This window comes from Nonomuraea sp. NPDC049607, from assembly GCF_040675375.1.
In the GTDB taxonomy this organism is placed as follows: Bacteria; Actinomycetota; Actinomycetes; order Streptosporangiales; family Streptosporangiaceae; genus Nonomuraea.
The window spans coordinates 70055-88641 of the sequence record NZ_JBFAOV010000003.1 but is presented as its reverse complement, the minus strand read 5'-3'; the positions used below and the strand labels follow the sequence as shown (position 1 = coordinate 88641).

15 protein-coding genes are annotated in these 18587 nt (G+C 72.5%); 6 read left to right on the top strand and 9 right to left on the bottom strand.

Going from position 1 to position 18587, the window contains the following annotated elements; genetic code table 11:
- Positions 1–9: 9 nt before the first annotated feature.
- Positions 10–1251 (bottom strand): MFS transporter, encoded by a 1242-nt coding sequence (locus AB0J97_RS07705; protein WP_364085917.1) that lies wholly within the window; start codon positions 1249–1251, stop codon positions 10–12.
- 106 nt (positions 1252–1357) lie between these two features.
- The gene (locus tag AB0J97_RS07700; RefSeq protein ID WP_364085913.1) at positions 1358–2356 is read right to left on the bottom strand and encodes a LacI family DNA-binding transcriptional regulator; all 999 of its coding nucleotides are present in this window, start codon (positions 2354–2356) and stop codon (positions 1358–1360) included.
- A 50-nt stretch (positions 2357–2406) separates the two neighbouring features.
- Here AB0J97_RS07700 and AB0J97_RS07695 point away from each other — a divergent pair, with 50 nt between their 5' ends.
- On the top strand, positions 2407–3120 hold the full coding sequence (locus tag AB0J97_RS07695) for an alpha/beta fold hydrolase (RefSeq protein ID WP_364085909.1): 714 nt from the start codon (positions 2407–2409) through the stop codon (positions 3118–3120).
- On the opposite strand, the gene AB0J97_RS07690 is transcribed toward AB0J97_RS07695, so the two are convergent.
- From AB0J97_RS07690 to AB0J97_RS07670, 5 genes are read right to left on the bottom strand one after another with little or no spacing between them, the layout of a single operon-like run.
- Positions 3095–4060 (bottom strand): pyridoxal-phosphate dependent enzyme, encoded by a 966-nt coding sequence (locus AB0J97_RS07690; protein ID WP_364085905.1) that lies wholly within the window; start codon positions 4058–4060, stop codon positions 3095–3097. The two genes, AB0J97_RS07695 and AB0J97_RS07690, sit on opposite strands and share 26 nt — an antisense overlap.
- Before the next feature lie 23 nt (positions 4061–4083).
- Entirely contained in the window at positions 4084–4824 is a 741-nt protein-coding gene (locus AB0J97_RS07685; RefSeq protein WP_357705855.1) for an MBL fold metallo-hydrolase, read from the bottom strand.
- Positions 4825–4829: 5 nt separating this feature from the next.
- A complete protein-coding gene (locus AB0J97_RS07680) occupies positions 4830–5435 on the bottom strand; it encodes a TetR/AcrR family transcriptional regulator (protein ID WP_364085901.1) in 606 nt (201 codons plus the stop codon).
- Positions 5436–5437: 2 nt separating this feature from the next.
- Positions 5438–7096, bottom strand: a complete 1659-nt coding sequence (locus AB0J97_RS07675) for a GMC family oxidoreductase (RefSeq protein WP_364085898.1) — start codon at positions 7094–7096, stop codon at positions 5438–5440.
- Positions 7093–8598, bottom strand: coding sequence for a succinic semialdehyde dehydrogenase (locus AB0J97_RS07670; RefSeq protein ID WP_364085895.1), 1506 nt, complete (start codon positions 8596–8598; stop codon positions 7093–7095). Before AB0J97_RS07670 ends, AB0J97_RS07675 begins: the two co-directional genes overlap by 4 nt.
- 124 nt (positions 8599–8722) lie before the next feature.
- Between AB0J97_RS07670 and AB0J97_RS07665 the strand changes: the two genes are divergently transcribed.
- Together AB0J97_RS07665 and AB0J97_RS07660 are read left to right on the top strand one after the other, a co-directional pair.
- Complete coding sequence (locus AB0J97_RS07665) at positions 8723–10843, top strand: serine/threonine-protein kinase (RefSeq protein ID WP_364085892.1); 2121 nt, start codon at positions 8723–8725, stop codon at positions 10841–10843.
- Positions 10844–10875: 32 nt separating this feature from the next.
- Entirely contained in the window at positions 10876–12921 is a 2046-nt protein-coding gene (locus AB0J97_RS07660; RefSeq protein ID WP_364085889.1) for a beta-propeller domain-containing protein, read from the top strand.
- 46 nt (positions 12922–12967) lie between these two features.
- Here AB0J97_RS07660 and AB0J97_RS07655 read toward each other — a convergent pair whose 3' ends face one another.
- On the bottom strand, positions 12968–14704 hold the full coding sequence (locus tag AB0J97_RS07655; protein ID WP_357705916.1) for a glycerol-3-phosphate dehydrogenase/oxidase: 1737 nt from the start codon (positions 14702–14704) through the stop codon (positions 12968–12970).
- Between the two features lie 69 nt (positions 14705–14773).
- Entirely contained in the window at positions 14774–15544 is a 771-nt protein-coding gene (locus tag AB0J97_RS07650; protein WP_364085885.1) for a DeoR/GlpR family DNA-binding transcription regulator, read from the bottom strand.
- Between the two features lie 128 nt (positions 15545–15672).
- Between AB0J97_RS07650 and AB0J97_RS07645 the strand changes: the two genes are divergently transcribed.
- Genes AB0J97_RS07645 through AB0J97_RS07635 form a run of 3 tightly spaced genes read left to right on the top strand, consistent with a single transcriptional unit; the run spans position 15673 to position 18577 of the window.
- A complete protein-coding gene (locus AB0J97_RS07645; protein ID WP_364085882.1) occupies positions 15673–16545 on the top strand; it encodes an SIS domain-containing protein in 873 nt (290 codons plus the stop codon).
- On the top strand, positions 16542–17675 hold the full coding sequence (gene nagA / locus AB0J97_RS07640; RefSeq protein WP_364085879.1) for an N-acetylglucosamine-6-phosphate deacetylase: 1134 nt from the start codon (positions 16542–16544) through the stop codon (positions 17673–17675). Before AB0J97_RS07645 ends, nagA begins: the two co-directional genes overlap by 4 nt.
- Positions 17675–18577, top strand: coding sequence for a 1-phosphofructokinase family hexose kinase (locus AB0J97_RS07635; RefSeq protein WP_364085876.1), 903 nt, complete (start codon positions 17675–17677; stop codon positions 18575–18577). Before nagA ends, AB0J97_RS07635 begins: the two co-directional genes overlap by 1 nt.
- The last annotated feature ends 10 nt before the right edge of the window (positions 18578–18587 follow it).

Genomic DNA, 18587 nt, shown 5'->3' with positions numbered 1-18587 from the left:
TCGCCGACGCTAGCGCACGGCCCTGATCCTGAGGACCCCGACGGAGCCGACCAGCGAGATCACGATGCCCACGACGAACAGCGCCGGGTAGCCGCCCGTCCCCACCACGACAGCGGCGAGGGCGGGCGCCAGGATCTGCGGCCCGGCGTTGGCGATGTTGATGACGCCCATGTCCTTGCCCGCGTCGTCGGGGTCCGGCAGCACCTTCGTCACCAGGGCCATGTCCACGGCCAGGTAGACGCCGAACGCGATGCCGTGCGCGACGTTGTAGACGATCATGCCCTCGAACGTCGGCATCACCAGCGGGATGCCCAGGAACACCGCCGAGGACAGTCCGGCGACGAGCGCGAACAGCCGGAAGCGGCCGAGGCGGTCGGAGATCGGGCCGATCACGAGCACCGCGAGCAGCGTGGCGGCCTGGCCCATGAGCATCAGCAGGCCCATCGTGGCGACCACCTCGCCCTTGGGGATCTTGATGAAGTCCTCAAGGAGGAAGAGGTTGAAGGTGAAGATGACGAAATATCCGAGCATGACGCCGAAGCGGGACACGAAGGCCCAGGTGAAGTCCGGGCTCTTCAGCGGGCGTACGAACCCGGCCAGGAACGCCCTCAGGCCGAACGGCTCGCGCGCCATCCCCACCGAGGACGTGTCCGGCGTCGCGACCACGACCAGCACCGCCGCGACCAGCAGCAGCACCATCGCCACGTAGTACGCCCCGCCGGCGGCCAACTGCGGGAACACGACGAACATGATCGACGCCGCGATGGTGGCCAGCGGCGTGCCGAGCCCGAACAGGCCGGAGTAGGTGCCGTACCGGCTCGGCGGGACCCGGTCGGGCAGGATCGCGGTCATGGCGGCCTGGTAGCCGTTCATGATGGTCTGCACGCCCGCCCAGCTGATGCCGAGCATGAGCACGCTGCCCGCGTTGGCCTGCGCGAACAGGGCGAGCACGCCGAGCAGGACGCAACCGAGTATCCACGGCGAGCGGCGGCCGAAGCGTGACCTGGTCCGGTCGGAGATCTGGCCGAAGACGGGGTTGGCGAGGGTGGCCATGAGCGGGCCGATCGAGTTGGCCAGGCCCAGCGCGGCCACGTCGTTGACGCCGGTGATGCGCTGCACGTGCACGGGCAGGACGAACGCGCCCACGCTCATCCACAGGAACATGACGGCGACGTTGGCCAGCGGAAGCGTCAGGTGGAGCGGCCCGAGCCGCCGGGTGTCCCTCTGCGCGCCGCTCAGAACTTCAGCCATGGGGGGACCTTTCCGAGCAGTGATGATACGTATCACCGACGATTGCTCTGGACTGTAGGTCGCACGGGAAGGGCTGACAAGACGCGCGTCCAACTCGTTACGCGCCTCAGGCGCTGGCCCTGATCACCAGCCGGGGCTCGAACCGGGCGACGACCTCGCCGGCCACGGACGGCCGCTCTCCTCGGACGATCCCGTCGATCTCGCCCGCCAGGTCGGCCGGGCTCGCGGTGGCGTCGAAGTGCACGCTGGTCAGCCGGGGCCGCATGAGCGTGCAGATCGGCAGGTCGTCGGCGCCGACGACGGCGACGTCCTCGGGGACCCGCAGACCGGCGTCCTGCAACGCGCTGATCAGCAACATCGCGTACTCGTCGTTGTAGGCGAAGACGCCGTCGGGCAGGTCTCCCGCGCGGACGATCCGCCCCGCCTCCTCCTCGGAGAAGGCCAGGTCGATGCGCGCGGCGCCGGGAACGACCTCCCGCACCCCCGCCAGCCGGGCCCGTCCCATGGCGTCGACGCCCTCCTCCCGGGGCACGACGGCCGCCAGCCGCCGGCTCCCCCGTTCGACCAGGTGGCGGGCGGCCGCGGCGCCGAGGGCCCGGTGGTCGAACACCACGGCCGGCACCAGGGGGGAGGGCTGGTCGGACAGGCCGACGACGGCCCGGACGCCCGAGGCGTGCAGCAGGTCCACGGCGGGCCTGGTCAGCCGCGCGGCCTCGACGATGACGGCCGAGGGCCGCAGGGCGAGCCAGCTCCTGGCCGCCGCCACGCCCTTGAGGGTGCGCTCGCCGTACTGGACGAGGGTGTAGCCGCGGGTCCTGAACTCCTCCTCCAGCTCGTCGAACACCTGCTGCGCCAGCCGGCCCACCCTGGCCCGCGACAGCGGCATGAGCACGATGCCGCTGCGGCCCGTACGCAGCGTGCGGGCGGCGGCGTCGGGCACGTAGCCCAGCCGGGCGGCGGCGTCGCGGACCCGCCTGCGGGTCTCCTCGCTCACGCGGGCGTGGGGGTTGTCGGTGAGCACGTAGGAGACCGTGGCCTGTGAGACTCCCGCGGCCCTGGCCACGTCGACGCTGGTCGGCGGGCGGTCCCCCCTTGTCGTGTTCACGGGGTGGATGGTATCAACTGCTTATACGTATAATCAGGAGAGGTTGCCGCATGAAGCTGCACACTCGTGAATGGGGCTCGGGCGACCGCCTGGCCGTCCTCGTCCACGGCATCATGGCCGACTCGCGATGCTGGTGGCGGGTGGGCCCCGAGCTGGCCGCGCGCGGCTACCGGGTCATCGCCGTCGATCTTCCCGGCCACGGCGAGAGCCCCCGCGCCGACGCCTATCCGCCCGAGCTGTTCGCCTCGTCGCTGGCGGAGTCGGTGCCCGCGCACCCCGAGCTGGCCATCGGGCACTCGCTCGGCGGTCTCACGCTCGGCCTCGCCGTCGAACGGCTCATGCCCGTACGGGCGATCTACTCCGATCCGGCCTTCCGCCTGCCGACGCCGGAGAGCGGCGCCCTGGAGTCGATGGCGGAGTTCACCGACGAGACCGGCGAGCTGATCGCCGCTCTGCACCCCGGCTTCTCGGCCGAGGAGGTGGCGGTCGAGGTCGAGATGCTCGCACGCTGGGACCGCGGGTCGGCGCTGTCGCTCGTCGAGGCGTCCGGCATGGACTTCACGCCCGCGCCCGTCGTGCCGTCGCTGGTGCAGGTGGCCGACCCGAGTCTCCTGGTGCCGCCGGCGTTCCAGGAGGAGTTGCGGGGCAAGGGGTTCGAGGTGCGCGTGGTCACGGGGGCCGAGCACACGATCCACCGCCACCTGTTCGAGGACTTCCTGGCGGGGCTGGAGGGCTGGATCAGACCCGCTTCCGCAGCTCGGTGAGGCGTGCGGCGACGTCGAGGCCCTTGGCGGCGGCCCAGGCGTCGTCGTGGTACGTCGCCAGGTGCCGGTCGGCCGCGTCGCCCACCAGCGAGACGACCGTGCCGGTCTCGCCCCTGGCCCGCATGCGCGCGGCCAGGTCGAGCGCGGCCCACAGCGCGGTGCCGGACGAGCCGCCCACCGGCAGCCCGGTGACCTCCCTGATGAGCCGGGCCCCCGCCACGCTCGCCGCGTCGGGCACCGGGACCACCAGATCGACCAGGTCGGGCCGGAACCCCGGCTCCACGCGCGGACGACCGACGCCCTCGATCCGCGAGGGCATGCCGGTGGCGTAGTCGGGCACGTCGAGCGTCCAGCCCGGGAAGTACGCGGAGTTGTCGGGATCGGCGACGGCCACCCGGCAGCCGAACCGCCCGGCCACGGCCCCCAACGTGGCCGAGGTCGCGCCGGTGCCCGCGCCCGTCACCACCCAGTCGGGACGGACCTGGGCGAACAGCTCCTCGGCCAGATCGTGCGGCGCGGCCCGGCCGAACTGGTCGAGGAAGTGGCCGCCGATCCGCCTGGCCGCGTCGTAGATGGCCAGCGGCGGCGTGACGAACCGGCACTCGCCGCCCAGCGCCTCCACCGCGCGAGCCCGCGCCGGGTCGTGCCTCCCCGGCATGACCACGACATAGGGCAGGCCGAGCCGCCGGGCGAACCACGCCTGCGCGACCGCCGCGTTGCCGCCGGTGGCCTCGACCACGGTGGTGCCCTCGGTGACCAGGCCGTCGAGCACCGCCTGCCGGAACAGGGCCCTGGCGTGCCGGTGCCGCAGGCTGCCCGTCGGCTGGCCGGACTCGTCCTTCAGCAGCAGGCGCACGCCCGGGACCCGGACGGGGAAGTCGATCAGCCTGGTGGGGGGCCCGGCGGCCAGCGCGTCGAGCGCGCGCGTGCTCCAGCTCACCGGACCACCATGTCAGGACGAGGTCAGGAAAGCTCCACCTGTTCGCCAGGGGCGAGCAGCACGAACCGCTCGCCGAGCCCCGCGAACGCCTTCTCCAGCGTGTCGCGGCCCTGCGTGAAGTGCGCCCACTGCTCGAAGTGCAGCGGGACGACGTGCCGCGCGCCCAGGATGTCGGCGGCGGTGACGGCGTCCTCGCTGGTCAGCGTCAGGAAGCCGTCCACCAGCGGGGTGCGCGCGCCGCCCGCGAACAGCAGCGCCACGTCGATCTGGGGGAACCTGGCGGCCACGGCCCGTACGACGTCGAGCGAGGCGTTGTCGCCGCTCACGTAGACGGTGGGCAGGCCCTCGCCGCTCAGCACGAAGCCGGTGACCTCGCCCGTCAGGTGCTCGGTCCCGTCGGGGCCGTGCTGGGCGGGCACGCCGGTCACCCGCACCGGGCCGACCTCGGTCTCGCTCCAGTTGGGCAGGGCGCGCACCGGCTCGCCCACCCGCTCGGCCGCCGACGCGGTGGACAGCGCCAGCGGCACCGTGGCGAGGAGCGCGCGGCCCGCATTGTCCAAGTTGTCGGGGTGCTGGTCGTGCGAGAGCAGCACGGCGTCCACCGGGCCCACCTCGTCAGGGGCGAAGGCGGGGCCGGCCGTCTTCTTGAGCACCCTGGCGCCGACCGGGTGGTCGCCCGGCGCGTCGAAGGTGGGGTCGACCAGCAGCCGCACGCCGCCCAGCTCGATGACGGCGGTAGGACCACCGGCGTAACGAATCTTCATGTCCGTCAACGACACGGCGGCACGGCGGGTTTATTCCGCAGGCCGTCGAGCACCCGGGTCAGCGTGCGGTGGCAGAGCGCGCGGAAGTCGGGCGCCGCCATGCCCATCCGGCCGCTCAGGTACTGCTGGACCAGGCCCTGGGTGCTCGCCGTGACCGCGAGCGTGGTCTCCAGCGGGTCGTCCTCGCGCAGCACGCCCGTGCGCATTCCCTCCTCGACCAGCGCCACGACCACGCTGAACGGCGGGCCCTGGCCGTCGCGGAAGTCGTCGGGGAAGCGGCGGGCCCGCGCCCAGGCGTCGGAGGTCAGGAAGTGGTACAGGTGGGGGCTGCCGAGTGCGAAGTCGAGGAAGTCGTCGAGCGCCGCCCTCACGCGTTCCTCCAAACCGCCCGTCCGGGGCCGGCGGGCCCACGCCTCGGCCAGCTCGCGGGCGGCGGCGTCGGCGACGGCACGCAGCAGGGCCTCCCTGTTGGGGAAGTGCCGGTAGATGGCCATGGCGGTGACGCCCACGGCCTCGCCCACGCGCCGCATGCTGACGGCCTCGGCGCCCTCCTCCAGCAGGATGCGCCGGGCCACGGCCTCGATGCGCGCCGCCGTCCCTCGCTCACTCACGTTTACAGTGTATACAGACGCAGTGCGCCCGGAGCCCGCTCCGGCACGGCCGGACTGCGGGGCGCCACCGGGGGCAGCCGCACGTACGGCGCGCCCGGGGCGGGCCTGGGGTCGGGGTTGCCCGCGTTGGGCCACAGGGACATGGCCCGTTCGGCCTGCGCGGTGATGGTGAGCGACGGGTTCACCCCCAGGTTGGCCGACACCGCCGAGCCGTCCACCACGTGCAGCCCCTCGTGGCCGTGGACGCGGTGGTAGGCGTCGATCACACCGGTCTCGGGCGAGTCGCCGATCACGCAGCCGCCGAGGAAGTGGGCCGTGGTCGGGATGTCGAACAGGTCGAGCCAGGTGCCGCCGGGCACCCCGCCGATCTCGGCCGCCGCGTGCCGTACGGCCTCGTGCCCGGCCGGGATCCAGGTCGGGTTGGGCTCGCCGTGGCCGCGGGCCGACCGCAGGCCCCAGCGGGTGCGCCGGATGGTGATCGAGTTGTCCTTGGCCTGCATGACCAGCGCGATGACGGTCCGTTCCGACCAGCGGCGCAGGTCGAGCAGGCGTAGCGCCTCCATGGGCCGCGCGGCGACCTCCCGGAGCAGGCCGCGCCAGCGGGACTGGCCGCCGTCCACGAGCAGGGTGCGGAGCAGGCCCATGGCGTTGGAGCCGTCGCCGTAGCGCACGGGCTCGATGTGAGTTTCGGCGTCGGGGTGGATGGAGGAGGTGATGGCCACGCCCTTGTTGAGCTTCTCGCCGCCCGCCGAGGTGCGTTCGAAGCCGAGCAGGGCCTCGGAGTTGGTCCTGGTCAGCGTGCCGAGCCTGGGTGACAGGCGGGGCAGGTCGCCGGTGGCGCGCAGCTTGTGCAGCAGGCGCTGGGTGCCGTACGTGCCGGCCGCGAAGATCACCTGCTTGGCCGTGAACGAACGGCGGCGCAGCGCCGACCCGGTCCGGCGGGCGACGACCCGGTAGCCGCCGGAGGGCAGCGGACGCACCGAGGTGACCGTGCACTCCGGGTAGACCCGGGCCCCCGCCTGCTCGGCCAGGTGGAGGTAGTTCTTGACCAGCGTGTTCTTGGCGCCGTGGCGGCAGCCCGTCATGCACTGCCCGCACTCGATGCAGCCGCGCCGCTCAGGGCCCGCGCCGCCGAAGTACGGGTCGACGCCGTCCTCGCCGAAGTAGACGCCCACCGGGGCCAGGTGGAAGGTGTCGCCGACGCCCATCTTGTCGGCGACCCTGCGCATGATGTCGTCGGCGCGGGTGAAGGTGGGGTTCGTGACCGCGCCGAGCATGCGTTTGGCCTGGTCGTAGTGGGGGGCCAGCTCCGACTTCCAGTCGGTGATGCCGGCCCACTGCGGGTCGCGGAAGAAGGGGTCGAGCGGCTCGTAGAGGGTGTTGGCGTAGACCAGCGAGCCGCCCCCCACCCCGGCTCCTGCCAGCACCATCACGCCGGTGCCGCGTTCGCCGCGCAGCACGTGGATGCGCTGGATGCCCTTCATGCCGAGCCAGGGCGCCCACAGGAAGTCGCGCAGCTTCCACGACGTGGCCGGCAGCGTGGACTCGTCGAAGCGGCGGCCCGCCTCCAGCACGCCGACCTTGTACCCCTTCTCGCTCAGCCGCAGCGCCGAGACGCTGCCGCCGAACCCCGAGCCGATGACCAGTACGTCGAACGTCACTTGATCCGCAGCTTCCGCATCGTCTTGAGGGTGCCGGCCAGGACGTCGGCCCACGTCTCGTACGTCAGGTCGAAGGGCGGCTCGAAGCCCAGCCAGGACGCCTGCGAGGCCACGGTCTTGGACTCGGTGTACCGCAGCAGGCCCTCCGCGCCGTGCCGGCGGCCGAGACCGGACGCCTTCATGCCGCCCATGGGCGCGTCGTAGGAGGCGTAGGCCGAGCCGTACCCCTCGTTGATGTTGACCGTGCCGGCCTTGACGCGGGCGGCCAGGGCGCGGCCGCGGGCCAGGTCGGTGGTCCAGATGGAGGCGTTCAGGCCGTAGATGGTGTCGTTGGCCAGCTCGACCGCCTCCTCCTCCGAGGTGAAGGGGTAGAGGGCGACCACCGGCCCGAACGTCTCGTTGCGGCACAGGTCCATGTCGTCGCGCACGCCGGTGAGCACGGTCGGCTCGTAGAACAGCGGGCCGAGGTCGGGTCTGGCCCGCCCGCCGGTCAGCACGGTCGCGCCCTTGGCCACGGCGTCGTCCACGTGGGCGCTGACCGCGTCGAGCTGGCGTCGCGAGGTGAGCGAGCCCATCTGGACCGACCAGTCGTGGCCCGCGCCGAGCTTGAGGTTCCCGACCTGCTTGACCAGGCGCGCGGCGAAGTCGTCGAACACGGACGCGTGCACGTACAGCCGCTCGATGGACAGGCAGAGCTGGCCCGCGTTGGTGAAGCAGGCCCTGATCGCCCCCTGGACGGCGAGCGCCAGGTCGGCGTCGGCGAGCACCACCATCGGGTTCTTGCCGCCGAGCTCCAGCGAGCAGCCGATGAGCCGCTTGGCCGCCTCCTCGGCGATCTTCCTGCCACCCCTGGTCGACCCCGTGAACGCGACGTAGTCGGCGTCGTCGAGCAGCGCGTCGCCGATCTCGGCGGGCTCGCCCAGCACGACCTGCCAGATCTCGCGCGGCATGCCCAGCTCGGCCAGCAGGTCGATGGTCCACAACGTGGACATGGCGGTCTGGGTGTCCGGCTTGTGCACCAGCGCGTTGCCGGCCAGCAGCGCGGGCACGGCGTCGGTCACGCCCAGGGAGAGCGGGTAGTTCCACGGGGAGATCAGCGCGACCACGCCCTTGGGCTGGCGCAGCTCGGCCACGCGGGTGGCGCCGGGGAAGATGCCCTTGCGGCCGCGCGGCGCGAGCAGGCCGGGGGCCCGCCGCGCGTAGTAGAGGCTGCACCCGGCGACGTCGAGCACCTCCTCGAAGGCGTGCTTGCGGGCCTTGCCGGTCTCGTCCTGGACGATGTCGAGGATCTCGTCCCTGCGGTCGAGGATGGCGTCGTGCAGCAGCAGGAACGGTCTGGCCCGCGCCGCGGCGGGCCTGGCCGCCCACTCGGCCTGGGCGGCCCTGGCTCGCTCGTAGGCCAGGCGTACGTCGTCGGCCGTGGAAATGGGCAGCTCGGCGAGCGGCTCGCCGGTGAAGGGGGCGGTGATCTGCCGGGTCTTGCCGCTGGACGTGACGTGCATGCCAGAAGGATATTCCGCTTGGCTACCGGCGGGTAGTTTTTGCGGATTCGCGGGGTGGGGTCAGAATCCTCTTATGCCATCGTTCGCTCCGCTACGGCCGGGAGATCCGGCGAGTCTGGCCGGCATGGATCTCCTCGGCAGGCTTGGCGAGGGCGGCCAGGGTGTCGTCTACCTCGCGAAAGATCATTCCGGCACGCACGTCGCCGTCAAATGGCTGCGTCCCGACCTGTCCGGCGACGACGTGAGCGTCGAACGGTTCCTGCGCGAGGTCCAGGTGGCCCAGCAGGTGGCGCCGTTCTGCACCGCGGCCGTCCTCGGCACCGGCGTCGAGCAAGAACGGCCGTTCATCGTCAGCGAGTTCATCGAAGGGCCGTCGCTGCAGCGGGTGGTGCAGGAGGAGGGGCCGCGCACCGGGTCCACGCTGCACCGGCTGGCCATCGGCACCGCGACCGCGCTGGCCGCGATCCACCAGGCCGGCATCGTCCACCGCGACTTCAAGCCCGCCAACGTCATCCTGGGCGCGGACGGCCCGCGGGTGATCGACTTCGGCATCGCGCGGGCGCTCAACGCCACCTCGACGATCAGCAGCATGGTCGTGGGCACGCCGTCGTACATGCCGCCCGAGCAGATCATGGGCCACACCGTCGGGCCGGCGGCCGACATGTTCTCCTGGGCGAGCGCGATGGTCTACGCGGCGTCGGGGCGGGCGCCGTTCGGCAGCGACACCATGCCCGCCGTGATCAACCGGGTCCTCAACCAGCAGCCCGACCTGGGCGTGCTCGACGGCGCGCTGCGTGACGTGGTGGCCGCGTGCCTGGCCAAGGACCCGGCGCAGCGGCCGACGGCCGAGCAGGTGATCATGCGCCTGCTCCAGCACCCGATGCCGGCGAACTCGCCGATCCTCGCGGCGGCCGCCGCCGAAGCCGTCCCGGCCGGGCCTCCCCGGCCCGGACCGATGACCGCGCCCCCGCAGGGGCCCTTCCAGGGACCGCATCAGGGGCCGCCGCCGGGGCCGATGACCGGGCCCGTGCCCGGGGGCCCGCAGCCGTACCCGCAGCAGTGGCATCCGGCCGGACCGTACGCGCAGCCCACCCACCCGAACGTGCACCCCGGGCACCCGGCCAGGAAGAGCAGGGCGCCGCTGGTCATTGGGGTCACGCTGGGCGTCGCCTTACTCGTGCTGGCCGGGCTCGCCGTGCTCATCGCCAACGACAGGGCGACCGTGGCCGCCGACGACGGCCGCGCGACCCCCGCGTCCGCCCAGCCGTCCGACCGGAGCCTCCCGACCGTCTCGCCGTCGGTCGCGCCGCCGGTCGCCGAGGTCTCCGTCCCCAAGGAGGGCCCGCGCCAGGCGCTGCCCGGCGCCGCGATCGGCCTGTACGAGAACACCTCCGACGCCATCGTCCTGACCTCGTACGAGATCTACGACAAGAAGAAGGACGACTGGATCGACCACGCCAGGGACTCGCTGCGCGGCCCGTTCCGCAAGTACGCCGGCAACTGGGAGTCGAACGTCTCCCCAGGCGGCCGCTACCTGGCCACCCGGGGCCGCAAGTACACCGACGACAACTACGACTACATCATCGTCAGCGACCGCCAGACGGGCGAGCGCACCACGATCAAGACCGTCCGCGGCCCGCTGATCGCCAGCATCCGCGGCTGGTCCGAGGACGGCTCGAAGATCCTGCTCAACATCGAGCGGAAGAGCGGCGAGACCTGGACCTACCCGGGCTTCGTCATCGTGGACGTCGCCACGAAGAAGGCCAGGATCGTCATGGTGGACGACACCGCCGTCCGCAAGACCGCCTTCGGCTGGGACGGCGAGGGCCAGGGCGTGGTCAACGTCTTCGGCCCCGAGAAGAACCGCAGCCTGCGCTTCTTCGACGCCGCCGGCAAGGCCACGCGCGACGTGCGCTCGATCGGCACGCTGCCCGCCGGCACCCAGGACATCTTCTCCCCCTCGGGCGAGTCGTTCCTGTCCACCTGCCCCAACGGCAGCGACGGCGACACCTGCGTGTGGGACACCGAGTCGGGCGACCGCACGCACAAGTTCACCTCCGACTGCGACAAGGTGCTCGGCTGGTACGACGACAGCCGCCTCTACTGCTGGGAACAGGACAACAACACCAAGGACGAGATCCAGGTCGTCGACTTCAAGGGCACCCTCCTGCGCAGGATCCTCGACGTGCCCGGCGACGTGGACTTCAGCCCGGTCTTCACCGCCAACCCGGCCAAGGGCTCCTGAACCATCCGGCCCGCGCAGCCGTCAAGGAGGTCATGAAGACGCTGATCCGTACGGCCGTGACCGCCGCGGCCCTCGCCACGGTCACGGCGGCCTGCACCTCGGCGGCGACGGGCCAGGCGCCCGTGCCGAAGGTCACGCTCGACGCCGTCCGCCTGGTCGCCTACGACAGTTGCGACGACATGCTGTCGGGCCTGCGGGAGCACGCCGCGGAGAACGTCGGCCCCTGGGGCTTCGGCGGCCCGCAGATCATGTACATGGAGGACACCGCCACCACCGCGAGGGCGAAGACCACCTCCGACACCCCTGAGCACTCCACCACGAACGTGCACGAGGCGGGCGTGGACGAGCCCGACCTGATCAAGACCGACGGCAACCGGATCGTCACGGTCGTGGACGGCAACCTGCGGATCATCGACACCGCGTCCAAGAAGGTCACCGCGTCGCTCAAGCTCACCAAGAAGGACGAGCCGACCTTCGCCCCCGCCGACCTGCTGCTGTCCGGCGACCGCGCGCTGGTGCTGTTCCGCGGCGGCGACATCATGCTCAAGCGCTTCGCGCCGCCCGGCGAGACCCGCTACGTCGTGGTCGACCTGGCCGGGCAGCCGAAGGTGCTCAGCACGATCCGGGCGCAGGGCTCGTACGTGGACGCCCGGATGATCGGCTCCACGGTCCGGCTCGTCACCCGCAGCCAGCCCGACATCACCTTCCCCGAGCCCAAGAGCCCGGACACCACGGAGGCCGACCGCAAGAAGGCCAACCAGGCCGTCGTACGGCAGGCGCCGCTCACCGCCTGGCTGCCCACGGTCGAGATCACCAGCGGGTCCGGCACGGTCAAGAAGGACACGGTCAAGTGCGAGCGGGTCAGCCACCCCGCCGACTACACCGGCACCTCGCTGCTGACCGTCCACACCATCGACCTGGCCCAGGACGTCGCCGCGACCGGCACCGAGCCCATCAGCCTGGCCGCCGACGGCGACACCGTCTACGGCAGCGGCAAGAGCCTGTACGTCGCCAGCAACCCCCGCTGGTGGTTCCCTGTGGTCACCGACCCGATGCCCGTCGAGCCCGTGCCGACGGCCACCGACGGGGCCCCGGCCGTCGAGCCCACGCCGAGCGACCCGGCCGTGACCACCGGCCCGGCCGAACCGGCGGTCACCAGCAGCGCCCCCGCCACGCCCGCCACGTCCGCGCCCGCCACGTCCGCCACGTCCGAGCCCGCCCCCGACCCCACTCCGACGGCCCCGCCCGAGGAGACCGAGGTCCACCGGTTCGACATCGGCGCCCCCGGCGCCCCCACGTACGTGGCCTCCGGCAAGGTCCCCGGCCGCCTGCTGAACCAGTACTCGCTGTCGGAGTACGAAGGCCACCTCCGCGTCGCCACCACCCTCACCTCCACCGACGGCAAGAACAGCGCCAGCAGCGTGTACGTGCTCGCCGCCGACACCATGGCCAAGGTCGGCGAGGTCGGCGGCCTCGGCCGGGGCGAGCGCATCTACTCGGTCAGGTTCATCGGCCCGGTGGGCTACTGCGTGACGTTCAAGCAGGTGGACCCGCTCTACACGCTCGACCTGCGCGACCCGGCCGCCCCCAAGGTGACCGGCGAGCTGAAGATCACCGGCTACTCGGCGTACCTGCACCCGGGCGCCGACGGCCGGCTGATCGGCATCGGCCAGGAGGCCAGTGACAAGGGCAGGACGCTCGGCACGCAGGTCTCGCTGTTCGACGTCAGCGACCCGGCCGCCCCGCGCAGGCTGTCGCAGCTCTTCCAGAAGGAGGCGGGCTCCGAGGCCGAGTGGGACCCGCACGCGTTCCTGTACTGGCCCAAGACCGGCCTGTCGGTGATCCCGCTGATGACCCCCAAGGAGTCGGGCGCGCTGGTGCTGAAGATCGACGACTCGGCCGTGACGAAGCTCGGCATGATCAAGCACCCGACGCACCAGGCCGAGGACTACGCCTACCAGCCCGGCATCCAGCGTTCGATCATCATCGGCGACGCCCTCTGGACGCTGTCCTGGGACGGCCTCCAGGTCAACGACGCCACGACGCTGGCCCGTCAGGGGTGGATCGCGCTGCGCTGACCCCCGCGGCCCCTCGCGAGGGCGGGTGACCGGTCCGCCGGGACGGTCACCCGCGCTCCGGCGCGACGACGGGGACGATCTCGGGCGCGCCCAGCCGGATGGCGTCGGCCTCCTGGTCGGAGTCCTGCTCCTGCGAGCGCCGCTCGGCCTCGACGCGCTTGGTGTAGTACTCCACCTCCCGCTTGACCTGCTCGGCGTCCCAGCCGAGCGGCCCGGCCAGCAGCTCGGCGGCCTCCTGGGCCACGGCCAGCCCGCGGTGGAAGGTCTCGATGGAGATGTGCGTCCGCCTGGTCAGCACGTCGTTGAGGTGCCTGGCGCCCTCGTGGGTGGCGGCGTAGACGATCTCGGCCCGCAGGTAGTCGTCGGCCCCGGCCAGCGGCCTGCCCAGCGACGGATCGCCCTCGACCAGCACCAGCACCTCGTCGATGAGCGAGCCGTAGCGCTGGAGCAGGTGCTCGATCCGGGCGACGTGCAGGCCCGAGGTGTGGGCGAGGCGGTAGCGGGAGTTCCACAGCGCCTGGTAGCCCTCGGCCCCGGCCAGCGGCACGCGGTCGGTGCACGAGCGCGGCACCCGCTGGTCGAGCCCGTGCGCCACCGCGTCCACCGCGTCGCGCGCCATGACCCGGTACGTCGTGTACTTCCCGCCGGCGATCATCACCAGCCCCGGCACCGGATGCGCCACGACGTGCTCGCGCGACAACTGCGACGTCTGGTCGGACTCCCCCGACAGCAGCGGCCGCAGCCCGGCGTAGACGCCCTCGACGTCGTCGCGGGTCAGCGGCACCGCCAGCACCTCGTTGACGTGGTCGAGCAGGTAGTCGATATCGGTGCGGGAGGCCGCCGGGTGGCCCTTGTCGAGCGTCCATTCGGTGTCGGTGGTGCCGATGATCCAGTGGCGGCCCCACGGGATCACGAACAGCACCGACTTCTCCGTGCGCAGGATGACGCCGGTGCTGGAGTGGATGCGGTCGCGCGGCACCAGCAGGTGGATGCCCTTGGAGGCCCGTACGTGGATCTGGCCGCGCCCGCCGACCAGCTCCTGGATGTCGTCGGTCCACACGCCGGTGGCGTTGACGACCTGCTGGGCTCGTACGTCGAACTCCGCGCCGGTCTCCAGGTCGCGCGCCCGCACGCCGGTGACCCGCTCGCCCTCCCGCAGGAACCCGACCACCTGGGCGCGCGGCGCGACCCGGGCGCCGTAGGTGGCGGCGGTGCGCAGCATGGTCATCACGTAGCGGGCGTCGTCGACCTGGGCGTCCCAGTACTGGACGGCGCCGGTGAAGGCGCTCTTCTTCAGCGCCGGGGCCAACCGCAACGCCCGTGACCTGGACAGATGCCGATGGCCCGGCACCCCGCGGGTGAGCCCGGAGGCGAAGCCGAGCGTGTCGTAGAGCGCCACCCCGGCCCCCACGTATGGACGCTCCCACCCGAAATGGGTCATCGGGAACAGGAACGGCACCGGCCGGACGAGGTGCGGGGCCAGGCGCTGGAGCAGCAGGGCCCGCTCCTGCAAGGCCTCGCGCACCAGCTCGAAGTTGAGCTGCTCCAGGTAGCGCAGGCCGCCGTGGATGAGCTTGGACGAGCGCGAGGAGGTGCCGGAGGCGAAGTCACGGGCCTCCAGCAGGGCCACGTCGAGCCCTCTGGTCGCGGCGTCGAGCGCGGTCCCGGCCCCCACCACGCCGCCGCCGACCACGACCACGTCGAACTCCTGGGCGGACATCTCCGCCAGCGCCGCCGCGCGCTCGGCCGGCCCGAGCCGGGCCACACTCCTACCAGCCGTCATCATCCCCCCATGGGTCGTCTGCGGTCAGTACCTACCCGTACGCCCGGTTCCATGTAACGCCGGACGGATTCAGGCGCGTACGACCTTGACGCCCGCGTCGGTGAGCCGGCCGGTGAGCTCGTCGGAGAGCCGGGCGTCGGTGACCAGCGTGTCGATCCGCTCGATCGGGCAGATGCGGGAGAAGGCCCGCCGGCCCACCTTGGAGGAGTCGGCCACCACGACGACCTGGGCGGCACGGCTGATCAGCAGGTTGTTCACGCTGGCCTCGCCCTCGTGGTGGGCCGAGGCGCCGAGGTCGACGTCGATCGCGTCGACGCCGAGGAAGGCCACGTCGAGGGTGACCTGTTCGAGCACGCCCGAGGCCAGCGGGCCGATCAGCTCGTACGACTGCTGCCTGGCCACCCCGCCGGTGACCACGATCTTGACGTGCTGCCGCACGGTCAGCTCGGCGGCGATGTTCAGGGCGTTGGTGACGATCGTGAACCCGCTCTCCAGCGTGGACAGCGTGGCGAGGGTGCGGGCCAGCTCGGAGGTCGTGGTGCCGCCGTTGAGGCCGACCACGGCCCCCGGGGTGACCAGGCCGGCCGCCGCGGCGGCGATGCGGTGCTTCTCGTCGGCGTGCCTGGCGGTCTTGTAGCGCAGCGGCAGGTCGTAGCTGACGCTCTGGGTGACGGCTCCGCCGCGGGTGCGCATGAGCATCTGCTGCTGGGCGAGCTGGTCGAGATCCCGCCGGATCGTGGCGGTGGAGACGTCGAGCGCCTCGGCCGCCTCCTCCACCGACAGCCGGCCCTCCTGCGCGAGCAGCTCCAGGATGGCGTTCCAGCGATCGTAGCGGGACACGAAGCCTCCAATGAGATCCGGACAGGATCAAGCGTGGCACAGACGGACAGGTCTGAGCGACCACTGCACAAAGATGCGCTTTTACTGTATAAAAAAGGCAGAAACAAACAACTACGGGGAGGAACGCGGTGACCACCCATACCGAAGCCGAGATCGAGTCCCAGCCGTCCTGCTGGCGGCGGGCCGTGGCCGACGTGCCCGCCGGCGCGCTGCCCCAGCCCGGCGAGCGGGTGGCCGTCATCGGCTGCGGCACGTCGTGGTTCATCGCGATGGCCTACGCCACGCTGCGCGAGCGGGCCGGGCAGGGCGAGACCGACGCGTTCGCCGCCTCCGAGGCGCCGGTCGGCCGCTCGTACGACCGGGTGCTCGCGCTGACCCGCTCGGGCACCACGACCGAGGTCCTGGAGCTGCTATCCAGGACGGACGCCCGCACCACGGCCATCACCGCCGACCCGAAGACGCCGGTCATGACGGCCGCCGACGAGGTCATCGTGCTCGACTACGCCGACGAGACCTCAGTCGTGCAGACCCGCTTCGCCACCACCCAGCTCGCCATGCTCCGCGCCAGCCTCGGCGAGGACCTCACGGGCGCGATCGCCGACGCCGAACGGGCCCTGGCCGAGCCGCTGCCCGCCGAGCTGATCGAGGCCGAGCAGTTCAGCTTCCTCGGCAGCGGCTGGTCGGTCGGCCTGGCCCAGGAGGCCGCGCTGAAGATGCGCGAGGCGTCGCGGTCGTGGACGGAGGCGTACCCGGCGATGGAGTACCGGCACGGCCCGATCAGCATCGCGGGCCCCGGCCGCGTCACCTGGATGCTCGGCACCGCCCCCGAGGGCCTGCGCGAGCAGGTCGAGGCGACCGGCGGCACGTTCGTCGAGAGCGGCCTCGACCCCATGGCCGAGCTGGTGCGCGCCCAGCGGGTGGCGGTCGCGCGGGCCTTCGCCCGTGGGCTGAACCCCGACGAGCCCATGCACCTCACGCGATCTGTGATCCTTTCTTCATGAGCCTTACTCTCGCCGACGCCCGGATCGTGACCCCCGAAGGGGTGCACGAAGGATGGCTGACCATCGAAGACGGCCGCATCACGCATGTCGGCCACGGATCGGCGCCCAGCCCCGGCCTGAGCCTCGGGGGGCGGCACGTCGTCCCCGGGTTCGTCGACATCCACAACCACGGCGGCGCGGGCGGGTCGTTCCCGACCGGCGACCAGGACAAGGCGCGCGACGCCGTGGCCCTGCACCGGCGGCACGGCACGACCACGATGATGGCCAGCCTGGTCACCGACGCGCTCGACGGGCTGTCCAGGGCCGCCTCCTCGCTGGCCGAGCTGTGCGAGGAGGGGCTGCTGGCGGGCATCCACTTCGAGGGGCCGTACATCGCCAAGGCGCGTTGCGGCGCGCACGACCCCTCCCTGCTGCGCGAGCCGTCGCCGCAGGAGCTGTCCGGGCTGGTCAAGGCCGCGCGCGGGCACGCGCGCATGGTCACCGTCGCCGCCGAGCTGCCCGGCGGCCTCGACACGATCCGCACGGCCGTCGGCGAGGGCCTGATCGCGGCGCTCGGCCACAGCGACGCCGACTACGACCAGGCGATCGCCGCCATCGAGGCGGGCGCCACCGTCGCCACCCACCTCTACAACGCGATGCCGCAGCTCGGCCACCGCGCGCCCGGCCCGATCGCCGCCCTGCTGGAGGACGAGCGGGTGACGGTCGAGCTGGTCAACGACGGCGTCCACGTGCACGCGGCGATGTTGCGCCTGGCCTACGAGGTGGCCGGCCCCGGCCGTACGGTACTGATCACCGACGCGATGGCGGCCACGGGCCTCGGCGACGGCGACTACGTGCTCGGCCCCATGCGGGTGCGCGTGAGCGACGGCGTGGCCAGGCTGGTCGAGGGCGGCTCGATCGCGGGCTCCACCCTCACCATGGACGCCGCCTTCCGCCGCGGCGTGCGGGAGCTGGGCATGTCGCTGCCCGACGCGGTCCAGGTGGCCTCGCTGACCCCCGCCCGGGTGCTCGGCCTGGCCGAGGAGATCGGCTCGATCGCCGTCGGCAAGGCCGCCGACCTGGTCGTGCTCTCCGGCGAGCTGGAGGTCGACGGCGTGATGAAGAACGGCGACTGGATCACGGAGCCCTGATGATCATCACCGTGACGCTCAACGCCGCGCTCGACGTGACCTACGAGGTCCCGTCCGTCACCTGGGACGGCGTCAACCGGGTCGGCGCCGTCCACCGGCGCGCCGGCGGCAAGGGCGTCAACGTGGCCCGCGTGCTGGCGGCCCTCGGCCAGGAGGTCCTGGTCACGGGGCTGGCGGGCGGGCCCACCGGGCAGGCGATCGAGCACGACCTGCGGGCCGCCGGCCTGCCCGCCGCCCTGACCGGCGTCGCCGCCGACTCCCGCACCACGCTGGTGGTCTCCGAGCCGGGCGGCGCCACGTTGTTCAACGAGCCCGGCCCCGAGGTCACGGCGGCCGAGCTGGCGGCGTTCACGGAGCACTACACGTCGCTGCTGGCCGAGGCCGAGGCCGTGGTCATCTCCGGCAGCCTGCCCCGCGGCGTGCCGGCCGACGTCTACGCGACCCTGGCCTCCCTCGCGGCCGGCGCGGGCGTGCCGGCCATCGTCGACGCCGACGGCGACCCGCTGCGCCACGCGCCGGAGGGGCGCCCGTCCGTCGTCAAGCCCAACGCCGAGGAGCTGGCCAGGGCCGTCCCCGGCGGCACCCCCGAGGAGGGCGCCCACGCGCTGCGCGAGCGGGGGGCCGAGGCCGTGGTCGTCTCCATGGGCGCCGACGGGCTGCTCGCGGTGACGGGCGAGGGCACCTTCCGGGCGCGGATGCCGTACACCGTCCAGGGGAACCCGACCGGGGCCGGCGACTCGCTGGTCGCGGGGCTGGCACTGGGCCTGGTCGAGGGCTCCCCGTGGCCCGACAGGCTGCGGCGGGCCGCGGCGCTGGGCGCGGCGGCCGTCGCCGCGCCGGTCGCCGGCGACTTCGACGGCGAGGTCTACGCCGACATACACCCCCAGATCATCATCACGTAAGGAGCTCGTC